Source organism: Jutongia hominis (genome assembly GCF_014384965.1).
GTDB lineage: Bacteria > Bacillota > Clostridia > Lachnospirales > Lachnospiraceae > Butyribacter > Butyribacter hominis.
Window position 1 is genome coordinate 45,809 of the sequence record NZ_JACRSW010000011.1, and the last position, 21,865, is coordinate 67,673.

Below are 21,865 nucleotides of genomic sequence, written 5' to 3' on the forward strand. Positions count from 1 at the left end.
TCTCCTATCGTGTTCTGCCCTCTCTGTCGGCTGGATAAGCACCTTTATCCTCTGCTACAATTGCTGCAGCTTCCATTCTGTCATCAGCTTCTCTTTCTTCCTCCGGTCCGCTCAGGTCTGCATCCACAGCCTTTGCGTTCTCAAGATCAAGCTGGGCATTCAGTTCACATTGTCTTGCCAGCTTTTCTTCCAGTTCCTTGCTGTATGCAAATGGCTTGTCATACTCAGTCTTTGATGCTTCAAGGTCATTCTGGTACTGCTCAATCTTCTTTTCTAAGAAATCAATGTTCTCATGAAGTCCATTAAACAGGTTTTCAAGCTTCACCATGCTGCCGACAGGACTTGTAGAAAGCTCTGCCTTGTACTCAGTCTTTCCACGAAGCACCATATAATTGATGCCAAGGAAGTTCTTTTCCGCAAGCAGCTCAAATCCGTGGAATTTACCGATTGCAGTTGTCTCTCCGGTCTTGCATTTGCTGATTGCTTCAAGCATCATGGTTCCACCATCCACACGCTCTGTGTAGGTTGCTTTGCCTATGGTAATGGCAAATTCCGGATTTTCTATCAGTTCCTTATCCCTTGCTTTTACATCCTCACGGACATTGGCAAGCTTTTCTGTTGCTGTCTTAATGAGCTTCGGGTACTTAATCATAAAGTTGTCCTGAAGTCCATATCTCTGATTGTCATAGGATGCCTTCAAAAGCTTTAATCTCTGGACATCATTGTCAATCTCCATCTTTTCCTTGATCAGAGGATTGCCTGTAGCAACCGCCTTAATCTCTGCATAGGAAAGTGTTGCCTCGTCGATATCCTCGCAGCTTCGGCTTACTGCCTTGCTTGTCATAACCTGACTGATAAAACGCTGCTTATTCTCGACGAGTGACCAGTTGTATGCATCAAAGGTTCCTTTGGTGACATATCTGTAGATTGCCACCTCTTCATTTTCGTTGCCTTGTCGTATGCCTCGTCCTTCCCTCTGTTCAATAGAAGAAGGCTTCCACGGACAATCGACATGGTGCATTGCAACAAGGTGTGTCTGCACATTGACACCTGTACCACATTTATCCGTAGAACCGATAAGCACTTTCTTTTTACCTGTCCTCATTTCCTTAAAAAGTGCATCCCTCTGTGCATCTGTCTTGGCATCATGGATAAATGCTATCTCCTCTGCCGGAATACCATACTGGATAAGTGTTTCCTTCAGATAATCATAGATGGTAAAGTCCTTATCCGGTCCCGGTGTGCCGATGTCCGAAAAAATAAGCTGGCAGCCTATATGACCATTGGCATTTCCTTTCTCATATTCCTTCCAGACATTCTCCGCTACCTTATTGAGCTTTCCATCCGGATTATTTGGTGCGTCCTTATCAATCAGCCTTGCATCTGTTCCGAGTAATCTTGCCTCATGGGTAATCTTTAGGAAGTTGTCCACACTTGGATCAACTCCACCGCCTCTGATACGCTCTGCCCTCACAACAAAGTCTTCCATGACCTGTTTTACATACCAGTCAGGCTCTGACTCCACTATAATAGGCTTGCCGCCACGGAGAGCCGGCACATCAAGGTCCAGCATATCGGCAGTCTGCACATCTGCTACCTCACGGAAGATATTCATAAGCTCCGGCAGATTCGTAAACTTATTGAATCTGCTCTTAAAACGGAATCCACTTCCCTCTACAGTAAGCTCCAGTGCTGTTGTCACTTCACCAAAGTTCGCTGCCCATGAATCAAAGTGATAAATCCCCATCTCTTCAAGTGCCGCTTTCTGCAAGTAAAGCTGCATGACATACATCTCACACATGGTATTGGATATCGGTGTACCAGTTGCAAACACAATGCCTCTGCCATCATTTATCTCAGACAAATACTGGCATTTAAGCTGCATATCCGTTGACTTTTTCGCTCCACTGCTGCTGATACCGGACACATTATTCATCTTGGAAAAAATCGCAAGGTTCTTAAAATTATGTGCTTCGTCTACCATAATTGAATCCACACCAAGTTCCTCAAAGGTAATAAGGTCATCCTTCCTGCTCTCATCAGATAGAGATTTCAGCTGTTCCTCCAGCTTTTTCTTCTGACTCTCCATCTGCTTTACGGTCCATCGTTCTCCGTTACGCTCCTTCATCTCATCAATCGCATAGCTGATTTCTTCAATCTGCTCATTAAGCATCCTCTCCTTTCTCTCTGCCGAGATAGGAATTTTCTCAAACTGCGAATGCGACATGATAATACAGTCATAATCTCCAGTCGCAATCCTTGATACAAACTGCTTTCTGCGACTCTTTTCAAAGTCACGCTCTGTGGCAACTAAGATATTGGCTGATGGATAAAGCCTTAAAAACTCTGATGCAGTCTGACCGATAAGCGGCTTTGGAACAACCATGATGGTCTTATTGGCAAGTCCTAGTCTTTTCTGTTCCATGCAGGCAGCCATCATCTCAAAGGACTTTCCGGCACCGACACAGTGTGCCAGCAGGGTATTTCCTCCAAGAAGAATTCTTGCCACCGCATTCTTCTGGTGTGGCTTTAGCTCAATCGCCGGATTCATTCCCGGAAACTGTAAGTGGCTTCCGTCATACTCACGCAGACGGATGTTATTAAATGTCTCGTTGTAATACTCCACATACTTCTGTCTGCGCTCCGGCTCTGAAAACAGCCACTCCTTGAACTTCTCTTTAATCATGTTCTGCTTTTCCCTTGCAAGCATTGTCTCATTCTTATTGACTTCGTAATGATATTGGCCATCTCCGTCATCAATCCTGTCCCTTACTGTTACAGTTTTAAGATTCAGCGTATCCTCAAAAATAGAATAAGCATCCATGCGGCTTGTACCATAGGTCTTAGTAGCTGCCACTGAATGCTTATCCATGCTTTTATTCTCGATGAACCATTCCATGCTCATCTTATTTAAGTGTACCTGAATGCCTGTATTGTAATACTGGCTTCTGACTGCCCTTGCTCTTCTTGGTGTATTGAGAAGCTCATAGATAAACTGCTCATAATCAAGCGGCTCAATCCATGTCGTGCCAATCTTTACATCAATATCCGAGGCTTCAATCCACTCCGGCTGCACCTTTTCAAGTGCTGCCACATTGCCTGCAAATCTTTCTGCCTGTGGATTGTCTGTATCCGCTGCCATAGCCTTTGCTACACGAAGCTTGTCTCTCACATTTCCGGAAAGATACTCGTCTGCTGTCTCCCAGCCGATATCGGGATTGTTCTCGTTGTAGCGGTCGGGATTTAAGAAAATCAGTCCATCCAGTTCTTCCACAAGAACTGCCCTTCTAAGCTCTGCCAAAGCATCGTCACTTAGAGTTATCTCATCCACTGTCTGTCCAGACTTTTCTGCAAGTTCTTCCTTTGCATTTGTAATATCCGGCTCATAGATAGAAAGCATATAGGCAAGATTTACATATCCAAATTCATTGACGGATACATTTAATGCTTCCACAGCAGTCTCCACTCTGTCTATGACAGTCTTTGCCTTAATCGTCTGCTTATAAAACATATCCGCTTTTTTCACCTCCCCATCTTCGTTTACTTCCTCAAGGCTGCAAAGAAGTGGGTAATCGCTGTCATCCCTGAATGCTATTCTGTTTGCTTTTGAAGTAATGGCTCCATACTGCTTTACGAAGGCATCATATTTTACATTAAGAAGTCTCTGCTTATCAGAAAGCTCCTCCTCGCTGCAGCCATCCATCTGGATATCAATCAGCTCTCTTGTTATCTGTCTGATTTCATCAAGGCTTCGGATTCGCTCCTCGGCAGTCTGTGATACTTCTTTTTTTACCATCTCGGAATTTTCCCTGTAATAGAGTTTTCCTTCAAAAAATGTGTAAGTGTAGTTTCTCACATCCGGATCAGCTGGGATAACTTCCTCTGTCTGCTCCGCCTCATCTGCCACTCTCTCAAAATCTGTCATCTGGGCTTTGATATTTCCGATTGCCTTATTGAGAGCCTCGTACATATTGAAGTTCTCATCATTATTCACACAGACTGTATATCTGCTGTCCTGTCCGTAAATCCTTGTGTCATATTCCATAGATCCAAGCATCATCTCCGGATGCTCTGCAAAATAAGAGTTGACTGCAATGCCATTCTCAGTTACACCAAGGTGTACCCAGTCAGGTTCAATATCAATCTTTCTCTCCCTCTTCTGCAAAAACAGGATATCTGCTGTCACTTCGGTTCCTGCATTATCTTTAAATGCAGTATTCGGAAGTCTTACTGCTCCCACAAGCTCTGCTCTTTCAGCCAGATACTTTCGGATAGTAGGATTTGCCTTATCAAGTGTTCCCTTTGTGGTGATTACTGAAACCATGCCTCCCGGTCTTACCTGATCAAGTGCTTTTGCCAGAAAATAATCGTGGATACGGAAGTTATACTTGTTGTACTTTGGATCAAATACCTTATAATCACCAAATGGCACATTTCCGACAACCACATCAAAGAAGTTATCCGGATATGTGGTATTCTCAAATCCTGTGATACTGATATTGGCATTCTGATAAAGCTGCTTTGCAATTCTTCCTGAAATGCTGTCAAGCTCCACCCCATACAGCTTGCTTCTCTGCATTGGTGCCGGCATACTTCCAAAGAAGTTACCGATACCCATAGATGGCTCTAATACATTGCCGCCTCTGAAACCAAACTGGACAAGTGCCGAATTTATGCACATGGCAATCTCCGGTGAAGTATAAAAGGCGTTATTTACTGTTGCCCTTGCAGCACTGTATTCCTCATCAGATAAAAGGTCTTTCAGCTCTGCATATTCTTTGCTCCAGCCTGCGTTATTCTCATCAAATGCCTGTGACAGTCCGCCCCATCCGACAAACTTCGACAGAGTTTTCTGTTCCTCCGGTGTGGCAAGCCTGTTCTCTGATTCAATCTGCTTTAAAGTGCGGATTGCATCCATATTCCACTGGTATCTGGTCTTGGGACCGCCTTTTTCCATTTTCCAGAGGTTATAGTGGAAATTGTGTTTCGTCTGCCCGGCAACATTCTTCTCATTTTCAAGACTTTCTACTTGCTGTACTGGTTCCTGCTTTGGTGTAAAATCTACAGTTTCCTGTGATTCTGTATCAGCCTGAATATCATCCACAGATACTGATACTGCATCATCTGAAACCACATGTCCATTCTCATCAATCTTGGTTTCCCAGCCATTCGCTATTGCTCTTTCCCTGGTTTCAAGACGATTGGCTTTTACACTATCCTCGATATCAAAGAATCTCTTATAGACCGGATTCATCTTATCCCTGTCAGCCTTCTGCTTTGTCTCCTGATAATACTTCTTCTGGTCTTCTCCGCAGTAAAATGGCTGTTTTACCATATAAGATAAGATTTCATATAACTCACGCCAGTCGAGAGCACCTTCTTTACGCACACCATTCCTGTTCTTATAGCTGATCTTCACATATCCGCTTCTGATTGAGTACTCCACAAGACCATACTTATTGTTGGAATATGCCTTTCTTTCTGCATTATCTGTCCCTAATGCAATATCCCTGATAAGGTCAAGTTTATTGGGCATAAATGCAAAATCAGACTGCACCACATCCATAAGGAATGCCCTAAACGGAGTGTAGCAGCTGCAATCTGTTACAAGAATCTCCGCCGCATCACGCAGGTCTTCATCAAGCTCTGCAATACGCTTGGCATAATCAATCGGTGTAATATACTGAAGCTCTGATGGATCTTTTTCAGTTGTTTCAGCTTCTATCTCTGCACCATATTCTGCCTGTGTTACCATGCGGTCTTCATTGGCAGTTTCCTGTGGTGTCATGCCTTTTGCACTTACATAATCTCTGTTAGAAGCATAGCTCTCCGGCTCATCCGGTATTGCATAATCATCAATCTCTGATTCTGCCTCTTCCGGTTCCACTTCCTGATATTCGGCATCAATGACCTCATCATCCTCACGGAGTCCGTCCATCGCAAGCTCATCAATACGAGGTGTCTCAGACTGGTATTCCCCTGTAAGAATAAGGACACCAAGCTCTTTTTCGATATCTTTCCACGAAACATATCCTTCAACCTCTCCATCCTCATCTCGCCACTGAAAACGCAGTCCATTCCCATGAAATGTGTCATATCCGTGCAGTCCCAGTCCATCAACCGGCCAGCCTGCACCTCCCTGACCATACTCTGCTTTGATACGCTTTGCTCTGGTTCCTGCATCAATCTCTGTTTCAAAAATCTTGCATACCCTGCCCTTACCACCGATAAAACCTGTACCTCTCATAAGCACCTGTTTGATATACTCACTTGGTACTGTTGCAGACTTTTTGGGATTCAGGTAATTGTATTTACCTGCTAATGCAGCTTTTCTGTCCTGCTCGAACTGACGCATAAACTGATTATTGTTTTCGTCCTCAGTATGAATGGTGCCAATGCTTGCCTGCCCATTCTGGTCGAAAAAAAAGGAAGCCTGTGTATATTCGGCTTCCTTACTGACACCCAATGAATTGATTTCATCAAGTTCCCTATTCAGTTCTGTATCATCTGATTCTAGTGGAATCGCATCACTATCTGATTCAGTACCACTTCCTCTGCCTGCATCTTCGCCTGCTCTCTTATCTTCCACATCTCCATTGTCGATGACGGATCCTGTGGCTTGTGCTTCGCCAGATACTGCATCTCTAACTGGTCGTACAGCTGATTCGCTTCCTCCTCTACCGCTGACATCTTCTCGTACATCTTCCCGAATCTCATCAGCGTCTTGTATCTTGCCGGCTCGTTCTCTTTGAGATAGTTCATCGCCATCCTTCCGTATTTGCCCAGCTTCGTGAGATTCTCCGTCTCGTCCGGCATCTCTATCTGCGGATAAAGCAGTCCGTCCACTTCCTTGTAAGTCATTTCTTCTAACATATCCAATTCTCCTTTCGCTCTCGATTGCCTTTAAGTTACGACTAAATTCTCTAAGAACACTACAGGAGACATCGCATACAATGGAACCAAGACGGTAAATGATCTCTTCGTCTTTGATATTTACGATCTGACTAAAATCCTGTTCTTGCACAGATAAGTCAAATCCGCATCTCGTCCCTACAGCATACATGACACTTGCATATACAAGCTGCTCCATGTCCATTTCCTGCTGTAAGCCATTGCGTTTCTTACTTTCTTCCTTTATCACACTACCTGATAGCTGCATAAGTTCGGTCATTCGGTCTCCGAACTCTTCTTTTATTATAAGCCAAACATCTGTTCCTGTAAACTGTTTTAATATATTTTTTAGAGACTCCCTGTCGCTGTTATCGTACTGCTCAATCTGACCTTCTGACACAAGAAAATCCACATAATCCTTAAGATTTTCTCCCTCAAGGTCCCATGTCAGCTTAACATTCTTCCCTCCGGTATCACTGATATCAAAGATATACCTCATGCGTGGATTCAGTGCCCTTGACGGGAAGATCGCGCAGCCTTTCGCACCACGCTTTACATATCTTCCCACCTTTTTCCAGGTATCATAATCTGCCATGAGTGTGCTTTTTTCCGGAGGTCTCTGAGCTGTTACCATAACGATATTGTCAAATTCATAGCGGTATAACTGACCTGCGACCTTTAACACATCCTTCCAGTTCTTTTCTGATCTGGTGATGTTACCAATCTCAGAATCGTATATCGCTTTGACCTTCATATCAACGCCCATACCTTTGTCCTCCTCTACTTAAACATCTCTGCAAACAATCCTTTAAATAGCTTTAACTCATCCTTATCCAGCTCGATTGCAAATTCATTGTCGATTGCCTGTTTTTCGCATTTATCCTTTTTCTTTGCAATCTTACGCACCACACGAAGAAGCACATAGCACTCCTTGGACTTTGCAATGCTCTGTTTAAAGGTCAGCTCATCCTCATCGACTGACTTCTGTGTCTGATAGATAATCTCTTTTAACTTATCATTGATACCATCTACTTCCTCAAGGGAAATAATAACGGATGCCTTAGAAGCACCCGATCTGTCCCACTCCTTATGAAGTTCCTTTACTAAAAACTCCATGTTCTTAATTACTGTTGTTGAATCACTTTTCATCTTGCTTTTCCTCCGTTTTTTTTTAATGAAGAAGGGAGCTGACCTTCGCTGATAGGTGCAAAATCAACTCCCTTCATGTCCTCTGCTCCAAGGACTATCTGCTCTGCATAATACATATCCATTGCCTTATTGATGGCATCGTCAAGCGACTCTGCCTTTACTTTCTGTACTCGTGAAAGCACTTCTTTTATCTCAACATCAAATTCCTGTTCCATATGATATCGCCTCCTGTAAAAATCTCATCACCGGCTCTTTTCTTCCTTTACCTGTCTTTCCTTAAAGCCTTCATCGTACTTTCCATCTTCCAGCCTGTCGTAAAAACAATCCTCTTCAATCGTTCCAAAATCCTCATACATTTGGTGAAGGAAGTCATTCTGTAGCTTCTTTGGTACATCATCATCCTTTGACATATCCTGATAAAAATAGAACTTCTGCTTTAGCTTTGCCCTGTAATCATAGATATCCTCTATCTTTTCCGGTGTGCCATACTCCCTCTTGTATGCCTTGAAATTTGTAGTTGAAAGTGTGGAACCTAGATAAATGCCGTGCTCCCACGATACCCCGATTGTGGTATTGTCCTTTGTAGGCTTCTCATCCTTCGGATAACGCTTATACTCTGTCGCACCAAGGGCGATTGTAAGGGAACCTGACTTCATATCCATCACCACAAGATTCCTTGGTGATAATGCTTCAAGCACCATGTAATCATGGTCATTGAAGTTATGGAATGTCTGTCCCCTTTCAAATGATCTGTCCACACTTTCATAATGCAGGTTAAAATCATCCACCCAGCCCTTATCGGTCATTCCAATCTCCTTAAGCTTTGCAACACATTCAGAAGAACTGGCTTCTTTATCAAACCGAAATTCTTTGGAATCGTTATAAAGTCCCTGAAGAAAGTGCCCCAGCTGAATATCATCCAGACAGAATCTCGCAGATACAGTTACATTTGCTGCCCTGTAATACTCTGCGAAGTTATCTGCTTCACCAAGTGTTCTTCCAAGCTGCAACAAATTGTCTGCAAGCCCTGACATGTCATCAACTGCTATAAAACTCTTATAATCATCCAGAGTCATCAGCATATTTGTCTCTGTTCCCCTGTCGTTTTCTGTTACCAGTATCATATCTTTTAAATCCATTCTTACCTCCTGTCTCAGAGATGGACTATGCCCTCTCTGCAAATTTCCTGTTATGGTCTTCCTATCACAACAATCTTTCCTGTGCTTGCCACATCCCTGTAGACCACACCAAGACTTTCATTAAGTGCCTCTACCACCTTGCCATTTCCGACATATACTGCCACATGGCTGATGTTCTTATATCTTCCGTTGCTTGTAAAACTATAAAAGATAAGGTCTCCCGGCTGTAACTCATCAAAGGAGACTGTCTTTCCGGCTTCATCCAGTCCCTGTGCCTCCGCTGCCGCTGTGGTTGCACCGCCGTAACTAATATCCACGCCTGCATCTTTCCATGAATAATAGGCTAAGGAACTGCAGTCATAATAGTTACCGCTGTCTCTTAAATCCTGACTATAAGGAAAACCAACTCTGTGTAGTGCATAGGAGCAGACTGTTTTCTGCCTGCTGTCTGTAATTTCGTTTAGGATGGCATTGATTTCATCCTCAGTCATGGAGCTTACTCCCGGACTGCCGCCTCCACCTCCACTTCCGCTTCCGGCATATCCAAGCTGTCCCATAAACTCAGGACTCATGATCTGCTCAAGCATTTCCACCTGATCAGAATTAAATCCATAGACCGAAATCATATCCCTGTACGATTTTAGTGTGACATTCACATACAGAACCGACTTCGTGACAGTAGTTACATTACCGTCTGCATCTGTTTCTTCCACATCCTTTGTTCCGGTGCTTGTGGTGTATGAACACATATCATTTACAACTGCCTGCAGCCAGCCTTTAGAAGTATCATTCATGACTGTTGCAGTATCTCCGACACCATGCTTGACCATATAGACTGCCATGATGTCATAGTAATTGCTTGGATTTTCTTCCATACCTTCATAATCCACATAGACAAGCTCTCCAAGGTCATATCCGGTATGCTCATTCACTTTCGTGTTCACATCCCGGTTAAACTCCTGCACATAGGCACTCGTTACTGTCTGCACGGTATCTCCTGATTCAAGTGGTGGCAGGAATAAAGCAAATGGAGAATTGTAAAGGATTGCTATCACCGCTATAACCGGAACCGCAATCATGGCAACTACAAGAACAAGTAATAAAAGCACCAATCCGATAATCGGTGCAGCTGCCTTTACCCAGGTAATCGCTTTTCGCACAATCAGATCCTTTACCAGCTTTGCCACACTATCCGTCTGATTCTCCTGTGCTTTCATCTTATCCAGAAAGAACTTTATCTTCCTGCTCCGGTTTGTCATCTTTTCATCCTTGACCTCTATGGACACACCTGCCGCATATCCGGCTGCCATGCCGATTGCCGTGCCTACTCCCGGTGCAACCGCTGTTCCTGCCGCCGTAGCAGCTGCCTTTGTAGCAGTTTTCGTTGCAACCTTGGCAGTAGTCTTTGCTGTTTCTTTTGCCGTCTCTTTAGCTACCGTCTTGGCTGTATCTTTGGCAGCTTTCTTTGCTGTCTTTTTTGCCAGCTTCTTTCCTGCCTCTACCTTCTTGATACGCTTCTTTGCCTCGGCTGCCGCCTTTTTCCTGAAAAGTGCAGCCCCCTTGGATGCTGTTCCGGTAACAGGTCGGCTTGATTCATATGCAAGATATGCCGCCTGCGATACCTCCTGACCGCCTTCCACCTGATCTGTTACTGCCCCGGCTACAAGTGCTCCAGTTCTTCCTGCAATGTGAAGATTCGTGTTCTTGGTCTTGATGGAAGTGTTTGATTCCTTAAGGTTTTGCTTGAATCTTGATAATCCCTTATTCTTCGGCTCCGACTGATGAATGGTACTCTTGCGATAGGACTTCTTTCTATCCGTATCAGTTACCTTTGCACCAGCTGTCTTAGGACCTCTCTCTACTGTATAGATGTTACTCCCCTTAATCTTGGCTCCCTTCGGTTCGTGGGCATGAATCTTGGCTTTCTCCTTGGTGTGAATGACCATCGGTTTGTCATCAACCTTTCTAATTTTCAATTTTCTCACCTCCTACTTTGAAAAATAAAATAAGCCGCTAGGGAGCAAAAATTACTCCTTAACGGCTATGTAAAATCATTCAATATTCAATTATTAAAAGCAACATGAAACTGGAATTTACATTATGCTCACAACATTAGTTATTTCTTGCTGTCTGGTTTTCATTTTTCTCCAACTTACAAATCCGTATATATCATTAGCAAAGAACGCAATAAAACATACTACCACCGAAACATATCTAATATCATACAGACTTGCCAATATCCATAATATAATCAAAACAATATCATTGGCAGCGTATGCCAATGCAAAATACGGACTTCTCCTAAAGGTAAGGTATACTGCAAGAAAACTTGTTGTTACCGATATAGTGCTCGGGATGATGTTAGCTGTATTAAAACACTTCAAAATCAAATAGAATAGAAATGTAACAACAAATGTCACAATCCACATACAGACATTTTCTCTTTTTCCAATGCTATTAACTTTAACCTCCGCTTTGTTTCCGTTATACGGATTCTTCAGCCATGATATTAAGGCAAAAATTGCCATCGGCATTGTCATTCCAAGATATGTAATCATCTCCCCATAATACGAAAAGGTATATGAAATAATCCCATACAGCAAACTGAATACAACCATAAGTAATTGTCCAAACGGATTTCCCTTTGCGTTAAATATCAAAGATGTTACTCCTATTAGCGATGCACACAAAGTCATATAATTTATTCTGTCAAAAACACAGAATGAAATTATAATAACCATTACAGAAGAACTCCACAAAACAATTTCACTTTTTGAAAAATAGTCCTTAAACTCTTTCATAATAACCTCCAAAAAAATAAGCATCCGAATATACATCTTCAAAGACCTAACGATGTACAGTCGAATGCTTTACGCATCTACTACCCGGTGGCAGTGCTTATTCTTTATCAACTTTTTTCATTTTAACCAGGTCAATTGCTTCTTTACCAGTCAGGTGTTCAATTGTCATTTCAATGATTGCCATGTTTCTGATAGAAGAATCAATTTCTTTAGGAATTCCATCTTTGTAATCTGCTGAATATTTCATAAAAAGCAAGGTTGCAATACGACGCATTTCATTCATATCTTCTACAAGATGTACTTTACCGAACGCAATGACGCTTCTGAAATATGTAGTATATTTCTCCGGCACAATATGATCTTGATCAATTACGCAAAAAGATGCTTTTTCATGTTTAATAATTGCATCAATTTTGTGTCCGCTTTTAGCAGAATGGAAATACAGTTTTCCATCTATATAAACATAGCTTATAGGAACGGCGTATGGATAATCATTATCTCCGATTAACGCTAAAGTTCCGCTTGTATTTCTGTTCAAAATTTCTATAGCGGTTTCTTGTGGCAATAACTGCTTAAATCTTCTCATTTCTCTAAACATGGTTCTTCTCCTTTTAATGTTATAAAAGAAAAAGCATTTGAATGCACATCTTCAAAGACCTAACGATGTACAAACAAATGCTTTACGCATTCACTACCCGTTGGCAGTTTTTATTCTATATTAACATTATCTATTATAATAAATAACACCTCAAAAAACAATAGAAAATTCAAAGCTTCGCGAGCTTTGTACTTTCTTTAATTTTCTCAGTATTACTGAAAGTTTCAAGTGGAAATTATCAAATCAATTTTTTCGCATTATCTGCATTCAATTCAACATATCCACATTTTGGACATACATAACATGAAACAGTACTATTCTTTTCATTCTCAAAGATACCGTTTTTCTTATTAGTTAAATAAACAACCGTACCTACTGCATCTCCTTTTAATTTTGCTTTAATCATTTCCTCTTTACATCTTAAACAATCCATCTTTATTCCTCCATAAACTTCAAATTTTCTTTTCCCTAATAATTACAAATATTCCTTGGAAATTGCTTCCACACCATACATTTCCATAAATGCATCCAGGTCCGCTGCATCCCCAATCAACATATTCTCGTCAAAGTGTACGATAAGCATATCTTAAAATCCAGCCACATGTTCTCCGGTACAAATGATACATTTTAGAACTGCTTCCTTATTTATTTTTCATATCGAATCTTATATGCTTTCTTCTTAAAAATAGGGAATATCTAATTTATTATCATCAAGGTCGGACATTCATCCGACCTCTTGATTATACTATAGATTCTATAAAAATTCATCTGTTATCACTGCAGCATTGCTTCTTTTTTCTTCTGTTCCGCAATCTTCTCATGAATGTTGGTATTATACAGCCTGTACAAATCTGTATCCTTACTAATCTGATTATCAAACGGAATCACCACCGAGCCACACTTGATAAGTCCCATTCCCGATGCGGTATTGGTTACAAATCTAAGCTGTGCCTCTGATACTCCGATAACCTCTGCCATCTTGGAACTGTCTGTATTCGCCTGCTTTAAAAGTGCCACAAACTCTGAGTTTGCAAGCATTGTGGTTGCTGTGTAATTCTGCAACAGATCGACTACATTCTGCGTGATACCGGTACAAAGACCTCCCTGCTTTCTTACTTTCTTCCAGAGCTGCTGTAAATATTTCGCAGAATACTCTGAATTAAGTAAGACATGGAACTCATCAATATAGAGCCATGTTGCCTTGCCTCTCTTACCATTCTCAACAATTCTGTTCTGAATGGACTCCATCATAACAAGCATTGTGATAGGACTAAGCTCTGTACCTAAGTCCCTGATGCCATATACTGTGAATCTATTATCCACATCCACATTTGTCTGGTGGTTGAAGATGTTAAGCGAACCATTTACAAAAAGTTCCAAAGACAATGCAATGTCTTTTGCCTCGTCCTCCGGCTGTGCCATGAGAATATCGTAAAAATCACTCATTACCGGGATATACTTCTCTTTGCTCCTTGCAATGTCGATATACAGTTTTCTCACACAGCGGTCGATGATTGACTTCTGTCTTGAATTTAAGCTGTCACCGATGCACTGCTCACAAAGACCAAGCATGAACTCGCCCTTTTCTCTTACCATTCCCTTGGAATCATTCGGATCAAGGCTCCATACATCCATCTCCAGCGGATTCACATAGTTATCCGTGTAGGTGGACATATTTACCACTGTTCCACCATAAGTCTCAGCAATATCAAAGTATTCGTTCATTGGATCTATAACGATTATTTCATCATCTCCCGACAAGAATACGCTGCCCATTTCCATCTTGCAGAAGAAGGATTTACCGGAACCCGGCACACCAAATACAAAGCCATTTCCATTGATGAGCTTCTTTCTGTTACCGATATTCACATTCTTGCTGATCTGGTTGATGCCATAATAGTTTCCTGTGCTGTCATTTAATTCCTGCACATTAAATGGCATAAGCACCGCAAGTGACTGGGTAAGAAGTGTACGCATTGTCTCCACCTGTCTTACACCAATCGGAAGTGCTGTGTTGAGTGCCTCCCTCTGCTTTAAGTAGTGTGTGTCAATCGTGCAGCTGTTACGCTTTCCGATAGTCTCTACTGTCTCACATACACTCTCAAGCTCCTTCTTGCTTTCTGCCATAAGAATAATGGTTACTCCCACAAAGAAAAGGCACTGGTCATTCTCACGGACATCATCCATGATTTCCTCAATCTCCTTTTTCTCCGTCCTTTTGGCATATGAGATTTCCGTAGAAAAATCGTTATTCTTATTACGGACTCTCTGCTGCTTAATGATATCCGACTCAATACCAAGGTATTTCTTCTGAAGCACCTTTGTTGTCAGATCCTTGGGAACAGGCACCACATCAATGCTCGTGATGGAATGAACCGGAAGGGAAGTAATCTCATTGATGAATCTGTCTGACAAACTGCTCGGATACTTTTTGATAAAAAGTGCCTTGCAGAATTTACTCTCATCCTCAAAATGGTCTGGGAAATATTTCACCATCCCATTGCACAGATCATTTCTAAAATCTGCCCCGACCTTCTTAGCCTTTTTGATATCAAAATCAAAACTGCCCTCATCTCCAAGATGATAATAGTCATAGAGCACTTTCAGTCTTTCATTGCCATTAAGCGGTACAATCTCCGCACCAAGCTCAATGAAAGCCTTGTGTATCGTTGCCTCAAGGGTTGCAAACTGTGCCTTTGCCTCCTCAAAGTTCTTTCTCTCAATCGTGATTGTCAGGTATCTCTCCTGCTCAATCCCCTGTCTGCCCTCAATAATCTTCTCCTCAATGATGTCATTGTAGATTCTTCTGTAATTATTGAAGCCATCATTTTTCTCAGCAATCAGAACCTTATCACGGAGGTCATCCATGTTTTTGTTCTTATTGTTGATCGTAATCTTATAATTACAATCCAGCGAATTTAAGAACTTGCAGTATCTCTCGAAAATACCGATCTGCTCATCCTCGGTTGCTGTCGTGTAATTGATGTCCTGAAAGCGGTAGCATTTGGAATACTTATTTTTGCTTACTTCAAAAATGCCGTTTTCAGCCACCGCCATAATCTCTATGGTTTCCTGAATGGATTTAGGTGTCTTATACAAAGGCTCACTCGCCTTCTTTAATAACTTAAATCCGTCTGTAAATAAACCCATGTCTCTAACCTCGCTTTCTTATAATGAAAGCCCGCCGGGAACTTCACCCTGCGGGCTATGTTCCCGACCTTGCGGTCAGATACTATTCGTTTCTAATGCATTGCCTTATATGCTGCAATACCAGCTGCTATCGCAACAATGACTGCGACAAGTCCAAGCAGCATGTTTCTCGTCTTTTTCTTCATCGCTTCAAACTCCTCCTGCTTCTTTACTGCCGAATCAGCTGTTGCAGTCTTCGGTTCTGCCTTTCTGCCTTTCTTCTTTACTTGTTCATTCTGTTCTGCTTCTAACTGCTTTATTGCAGGCTCTCCCTCTGTTGATACATAGGTAAGTGCCCTGTTTCCAAACATAAAATGCAGTTTCTTTCCCATATACTCGTAGAAATTCATCCCATTAAAGGAATAGAAACCACCAAGTGCAATCGGTGCCACACAGGGAATTGCCACATAAGCAGAACCCGTAAGACCGATATACTTGTAAAGAAGAAGGACGATACCGCCACCAACCACTACGCTTGCAATGGAAAATATAAGCTGTCTTGCTGTAAGTCCCATTGCCACTGATTCCTGATATCGGTCAATATCCTTGTTAATCTCAATAACCACTGTTCATGCCTCCCTTCTATAATCCAAATGCCTTGCTTGTAAGTGTCTGTGCTCCCTTCACACTTCCAACAGTCATTGCTATCGTAAATGTCATTTCACACAGATATATAAGCGTCTGTGCCCAGTCAGCATAACTTCCTGTAAATGCCGGAAGTCCTGCATTGATAAATGCATTACATACCACAATCGCAAGTGCCATCGTTACTGCCTCAAATACACATGAAAGAAAATATTTGCAGTAGGTAGCCATTGTATGACTGACCATCCTGTTTCCTGCCATCGTGGAACAGGCAATCGCACCGAGCGGCACAATAATCAGGATCTTTAAGAACCTGAAATACACTGTGTAGATGATAAAAAATCCACATATAATAATGATGATTGCAAGCAAAGCTGTAAGTATCAGCATTACTAAACTTTCACCAAATCCAAGTCCCTTAATGATATCTGCCTGTGTACTGTCAATGGCTAGCTGCGTCGTTGTCCCGGCAGATATAAGTCCCACCAGATTTCCTATGGAAGTAAAAAATGCTTTCATAATCGTGACATTATTTGCAACAAACCATTCTGCAAGTCCCAGTCGGATAAGCATACGAAATATAGACTCAAACCTCATCTCATCTTTTACATCTATGCTTTCCGAGCAGAAACCGATAACAAAGAACAGCACAACGAGGGATGAACCGACCGCTACAAAGACCGGCTCAATACCCTCAATAACTGCCCAAGGACCTCCGCCCTTGAAACTGACCGGTGACTGTCCAAGCATTGCAAAGACCAGGGATATCTGATTGTTCCAAAACCCAAACACCGCCTCAAGAAGTGCAAGGATCTTGTCTCCAAGCTTAAAAATATCCATACTTGTTATTCACCTCTTTCCTTTTACTAAAAGGGGAACTCTTTTTCCCCAATCTTAGAAGCCTAAGAATGTCAGTACTGTTGAAATACCAGCCATCATGACACCTGCTACAATTCCTTTCAGTGCAGAGTTCATGGTAGATGAATCCTGCTGCTGATAGGCTTGTGCGAACTCCATGACATTCTTTGCAAGAATGATGACACCAACAGCACCAATGACTGCAATGATAAGTGTCTTTAAGTTCTCAAGCGGCTGTGTTACTGCGGAAGTACCTGTACCTGCTGCAAAACAAGTAGTGCTCATAAGCATTACTCCCATAAGTGCCCCGGATAATGCCGGAACGAATCTCTTTTTTAAGTGAATGAATCTACTCTTCATGCCTTTCTCCTCCATCTGATTGTTGTTTGTTGTTGAAATAACCTGTTCTTTTCTCATGTTGTTTAATCTCCTTTTTTGAAGTGACAGAAGCGGAAAAAGCCAGAAAGGAATACACATATTCCAATCCGGCTAGCTTTCCGAACGGAATATATGCATTCCTTTCTGTCCTGTTGATAGTTACTCTATGATAATCAGGCAATGCCTGTTGTACTGGTTAATCGGGCTTTCCCCGATGCGTTTTTGCTGTGACCATCTCCTTTCAAGGTATGAAAAAAAGCACCTTAACCATATGGCTAAAGTGCTAATTTACTCTCAAATTTGCTTTATTCTAAAAGCATTCCATCAATTATTGCAAACTTTGTCTTAAATATAGATCTATTCTGGCAATATCGTAATATGACATCCTGTACATAAGGTCTTGTACAATAACTGTCTACCACAATCTGTTTATCTTCCTCTTTCTCTATCCTCTTAAATATGCCTTTTGCATTCCAATCCGTCTTTACAGCATCTACTAAATCATTACTCATCTCAAGATGTGATAAAATCGTGGAATTCAACTCGGTTTCTTTAATTTCAGATATTTGTCCATAGTCATTAAGTTGCTTCAATTCTCTCTTAATTGCCTCCGTGTAACTTGTCATATTATTATCTCCTATCAATAAATATTCAGGTGTTACATCTAGTGCCTTTGCTAGTTGTAAAAGATTATACGCACTTGGCTCTTCATTGAGTCTACCTTGTTCATAACGTCGTATACTCTGAACAGATATATTTGTTATCTTACCCAGCTCTTCCTGTGTATAGTTTCGTATATTACGCAACTCTTTTAATCTATCTGCAAAAGTCTTTTCCGTATTCATCCTGTACCTCCAATATAAAATAATTTCTGTCTTTTGTAACTGCTCACATGTTAGTAGTCCAATAAGCTGAAGCATACCATGTGAGCAAATTATATCATATACTCTGTAATATATCTAAAAACATTACTGCTTCTTTCGATATGAACTCATCTTCTCCACAGTAACCTCCGGATAAAAGTAAGTAAGAATCGTTGCCTTCGGAACTCCTGCCGCAAGTGCCTTCTTCACTTCCTCTTTCTGCTCCGGTGTATATGACCAGTGCAGCATTCGGTTTGTGATTGTATCCTCCCACTTAGGCTTTTCCCTCTCAGGATTCCTTACAGGCTTAGTACCAGCACTTCCATTAGAAGAGTTAGCACATTCTGTAGTATCAGACTTCTGTGACTCATCGACATACTCAAGCTCATTTGCCTGCTCCCTGTCAATCTTTGCTTTCTGCTCTGCCTCATCCTGCATGGAGAATCTTCTGCTTAACTCCGCATCACCAAGCATCATAAACTGCTCATAGGTAAGAGAATCTATATACACATTCTCGCCCTTATCCCTCAGCTTTTCATAATACTTAACTGCCTTGTCTGAAAGAATCTCAAATGGCGGACCGATAAGATTATCTGCTCCTTTTATCTGATGAACATAAGGCTCTCCCTTGCCATCTGCTGTCTGGTTAAACATCGAATGCTTGAACGGTATGAACTTATTGTCCATGATAGGATCAAAACCACGGATAAAGATAATACATTTCTTATTATCCAGCTTTCTGACTTCATCGGGTGTAAACAATTCTCTGCCTAATACATCATAGTTTCTTGAAGAGCTTCCCTGTCTGCCCTTTGTTTCTCCACTTGACTTCTTATCAATCGTACCTTTTCCAAGCAGCTCTGACACATACTTATGCGTACTCTGCTCGTTTCCACCGAGATAGATGAACGTATCGCAGTTGCCGGGAATTGTCTCCCAGGTATCTTTAAAAAGTGCTTTTAACTGGGCAAAGTTCTGAATAATGATAATACTTGAAATCTCACGGCTTCGCATTGTCGATAACAGTGAACAGAAGTCATCTGGCAATGCGACATTCGCAAATTCATCTAACATAAATGTCACATGGATTGGCAGCCTTCCACCACAATTAAAGTCTGCCTGATAGTACAATTCCTGAAATATCTGCGTGTATAACATACCGATAATAAAGTTATAGGATTTATCACTATCCGGGATTACACAAAACAGTGCTGTCTTTGTCTCACCATCCCCATTTACTCCAATACCGATATCGGACAGATTAAGCTCATCTTTTGAGAGTAGTCGTAAAACCTGCTTATTCTCAAGAAATGCAAGTCTTGAGTTGGCACTTATGATAATGGAACGGACGGTATCTCCTGCACCTCTCATACATTTGTTGTACTGCTTGACTGCCGGATGATTGGCTCCAAGTGGGGAACTTTCCTCTAAAAACTTCATACGCACATCCAGCTTTGATGCCTTCCCCTGCTCTGTAACCTCTGCTTCTCCAAGAAGTTTAAGTACTGTCTCAAAGTTTCTCTTTGCCGGCTGTACCTCCAGCCACACATAATAAAAGATAGCCTGTAAGAACAATCCTTCCGCCTTTTCCCAGAACGGATCACTTGGTGTCGCTCCCTTTGGTGTCGTATTGCTGATAAGGTTTGTAATCAGCTTGACCACATCTGTTTCCTCTCTGATATAGGAAAATGGATTGTAACAGTCTGATTTATCCATCTCTAACAGATTAATGACTTTCAGGTTATATCCGTTATTTTTTAACATCTGCCCGCAGCTTCTAAGGATTTCTCCCTTTGGATCGGTACAGATAAAGGAACAGTTATGCGGCATCTGCATAAGATTCGGCTTTACTTCATAGAATGTTTTTCCTGCTCCGGAACCACCACAGATAAGTATATTTCCATTGAGCTTGAGTCTCCTAAAATCCAGCGACATCTTCACATTTTGGCTGAGTATCCGGTTGAAATTCTCATCCTTATCTGCAAGTATCTTGTTGACCTGCTTCGGATTTTCAAATCTTGCCGTACCAAATTCCTTACCGGGCATATAGTTTCTCTGACTGGTATAATACATGACAATAGCCATCGCATAGATACCTAATGCAATGGCTACTGCTTTTACTGTATTGGAATTGTAATAGTTGGCAAAGGGAACAGCACATACCTCATTGAATCTGTCCATAAATTCATTAAAGGCAATCCCTTCCGTCCACGCACCATTTATCAGATAACCAAGATACCCGGCTAACACTGCACCCACAAGAATGAATATCAGTGAAGGCTTTTTCTTTGTTGTCTGCATGGGCTGCTACCTCGCTTTCTTCGTGGTAACAGTTTTCTTCTGTGCTGTCTTTTTCTGCTGCTTCTGTACTTTCTCGTAACGCTCCCTGACAGATGACTCCACCTTGTCATAGTGAGTATAAAGCTCGGTTCCTTTCTGAGTTGTCACCACACGATTCTGCTCATCGTAAAGCTTATAATCCTTGGTTGAATCAAGGAAGGTAAGCATTGTCTTTCCACCATGAATCTCCATGATGTTTTCCTTACGGAGCCATACATATTTTGCCTCTTCTCCCCATGTGCCGGGAACTCTGGTCTTAACAGCATGGTCATTCTCTTCTATAATCAGCTTCTTGCTGATAGTCACATCTGACAGGTTCGCATTCTTTGATGCCGCAACCGCCCTCATTCTCTCAGCAAGGTCCTGATAGCCTCTGACACGGTTGATAAATGCATCCTTGTCCATCATGACTGTATGGGTGCCATCCTCATTCTTACTGCCAAGCACACCGATTGTCTCAAGCTGTCTGATAACACTTTCAGCCTGCTCACCATTGATACTGAAATTCTCCTTGACCTGATCCACACTGATAGCTTTCTTTTCCATTGCAAACATTCCGACCTTTTCGATCAGTCCGTCAATGGCAGAATTTACCTTATCCCCTTCTATCGTGTGGCTTTTCTCGTTTCCCTGCTGTTTCTTCAAAAAATCCATCAGCTTGCCAAGGGATTTTTCATCTCCATTCTTCAGATAATCGTCAAATGTGGCAATCTTGCCAAACTTGAGTTTCTGTATCATCATATTCACACGTGGAACTGCCTCTGTATGAAAGATTACCTCACTCAGTCCGTCTTTCCTGTTGCAGTCCGGAAGTACTGAATAGAGTATTCCATACTTCTTTGCCATCTTTTCAACCTTTTTCATATCTTCGGTATTAAACTGTAACACCTGTAAATCGCCACCTTTTAAGATCAGCTTTCTCATGGATGTCTTGCCAAGTGACTTTTCATAATCTAGCATCCCTTTTAAGAAATCTATTGCCTTCTGCATGGCAGCAATGCCGCCGCTTCCTACCTTCATGGCAATCTCAATGCCATCATAAGCTACACGGATGATCTGCACCGCTTCCTGAAT

At 41.8% G+C, this 21,865-nt stretch carries 15 protein-coding genes; all 15 read right to left on the bottom strand.

The window, feature by feature from the left end; all coding sequences use genetic code 11:
* Nucleotides 1-4: 4 nt before the first annotated feature.
* Nucleotides 5-7,657 (bottom strand): helicase-like domain-containing protein, encoded by a 7,653-nt coding sequence (locus tag H8700_RS12280; RefSeq protein ID WP_330606285.1) that lies wholly within the window; start codon nucleotides 7,655-7,657, stop codon nucleotides 5-7.
* A gap of 14 nt (nucleotides 7,658-7,671) precedes the next feature.
* On the bottom strand, nucleotides 7,672-8,040 hold the full coding sequence (locus tag H8700_RS03675) for a hypothetical protein (protein WP_055062784.1): 369 nt from the start codon (nucleotides 8,038-8,040) through the stop codon (nucleotides 7,672-7,674).
* The gene (locus tag H8700_RS03680; RefSeq protein WP_117477949.1) at nucleotides 8,037-8,255 is read right to left on the bottom strand and encodes a DpnD/PcfM family protein; all 219 of its coding nucleotides are present in this window, start codon (nucleotides 8,253-8,255) and stop codon (nucleotides 8,037-8,039) included. The genes H8700_RS03675 and H8700_RS03680 overlap by 4 nt, the downstream gene beginning before the upstream one ends.
* A gap of 27 nt (nucleotides 8,256-8,282) precedes the next feature.
* Nucleotides 8,283-9,179 carry a hypothetical protein gene (locus H8700_RS03685; RefSeq protein WP_249303201.1) on the bottom strand — a complete coding sequence of 299 codons (897 nt, stop codon included), beginning with the start codon at nucleotides 9,177-9,179 and terminating at the stop codon, nucleotides 8,283-8,285.
* Between the two features lie 50 nt (nucleotides 9,180-9,229).
* Nucleotides 9,230-11,125 carry a C40 family peptidase gene (locus H8700_RS03690; RefSeq protein ID WP_249303207.1) on the bottom strand — a complete coding sequence of 632 codons (1,896 nt, stop codon included), beginning with the start codon at nucleotides 11,123-11,125 and terminating at the stop codon, nucleotides 9,230-9,232.
* Between the two features lie 147 nt (nucleotides 11,126-11,272).
* Complete coding sequence (gene pnuC, locus H8700_RS03695; RefSeq protein WP_199484358.1) at nucleotides 11,273-11,980, bottom strand: nicotinamide riboside transporter PnuC; 708 nt, start codon at nucleotides 11,978-11,980, stop codon at nucleotides 11,273-11,275.
* A gap of 97 nt (nucleotides 11,981-12,077) precedes the next feature.
* Complete coding sequence (locus H8700_RS03700; RefSeq protein ID WP_071143405.1) at nucleotides 12,078-12,578, bottom strand: pyridoxamine 5'-phosphate oxidase family protein; 501 nt, start codon at nucleotides 12,576-12,578, stop codon at nucleotides 12,078-12,080.
* 238 nt (nucleotides 12,579-12,816) lie between these two features.
* Complete coding sequence (locus tag H8700_RS03705; protein WP_117691176.1) at nucleotides 12,817-13,011, bottom strand: hypothetical protein; 195 nt, start codon at nucleotides 13,009-13,011, stop codon at nucleotides 12,817-12,819.
* Nucleotides 13,012-13,352: 341 nt separating this feature from the next.
* The gene (locus H8700_RS03710; protein WP_118762056.1) at nucleotides 13,353-15,728 is read right to left on the bottom strand and encodes a VirB4-like conjugal transfer ATPase, CD1110 family; all 2,376 of its coding nucleotides are present in this window, start codon (nucleotides 15,726-15,728) and stop codon (nucleotides 13,353-13,355) included.
* A 92-nt stretch (nucleotides 15,729-15,820) separates the two neighbouring features.
* Nucleotides 15,821-16,333 (bottom strand): PrgI family protein, encoded by a 513-nt coding sequence (locus tag H8700_RS03715; RefSeq protein ID WP_118762057.1) that lies wholly within the window; start codon nucleotides 16,331-16,333, stop codon nucleotides 15,821-15,823.
* Between the two features lie 16 nt (nucleotides 16,334-16,349).
* Nucleotides 16,350-17,192, bottom strand: coding sequence for a VirB6/TrbL-like conjugal transfer protein, CD1112 family (locus H8700_RS03720; protein WP_004611540.1), 843 nt, complete (start codon nucleotides 17,190-17,192; stop codon nucleotides 16,350-16,352).
* 54 nt (nucleotides 17,193-17,246) lie between these two features.
* Entirely contained in the window at nucleotides 17,247-17,627 is a 381-nt protein-coding gene (locus H8700_RS03725) for a hypothetical protein (RefSeq protein WP_040894197.1), read from the bottom strand.
* Between the two features lie 266 nt (nucleotides 17,628-17,893).
* Nucleotides 17,894-18,433 (bottom strand): helix-turn-helix domain-containing protein, encoded by a 540-nt coding sequence (locus tag H8700_RS03730; RefSeq protein ID WP_227701393.1) that lies wholly within the window; start codon nucleotides 18,431-18,433, stop codon nucleotides 17,894-17,896.
* Nucleotides 18,434-18,556: 123 nt separating this feature from the next.
* Nucleotides 18,557-20,752, bottom strand: coding sequence for a VirD4-like conjugal transfer protein, CD1115 family (locus H8700_RS03735; RefSeq protein WP_118762058.1), 2,196 nt, complete (start codon nucleotides 20,750-20,752; stop codon nucleotides 18,557-18,559).
* Nucleotides 20,753-20,758: 6 nt separating this feature from the next.
* A partial coding sequence (locus H8700_RS03740; protein ID WP_249303203.1) for a PcfB family protein occupies nucleotides 20,759-21,865 on the bottom strand: 1,107 nt, incomplete at its 5' end.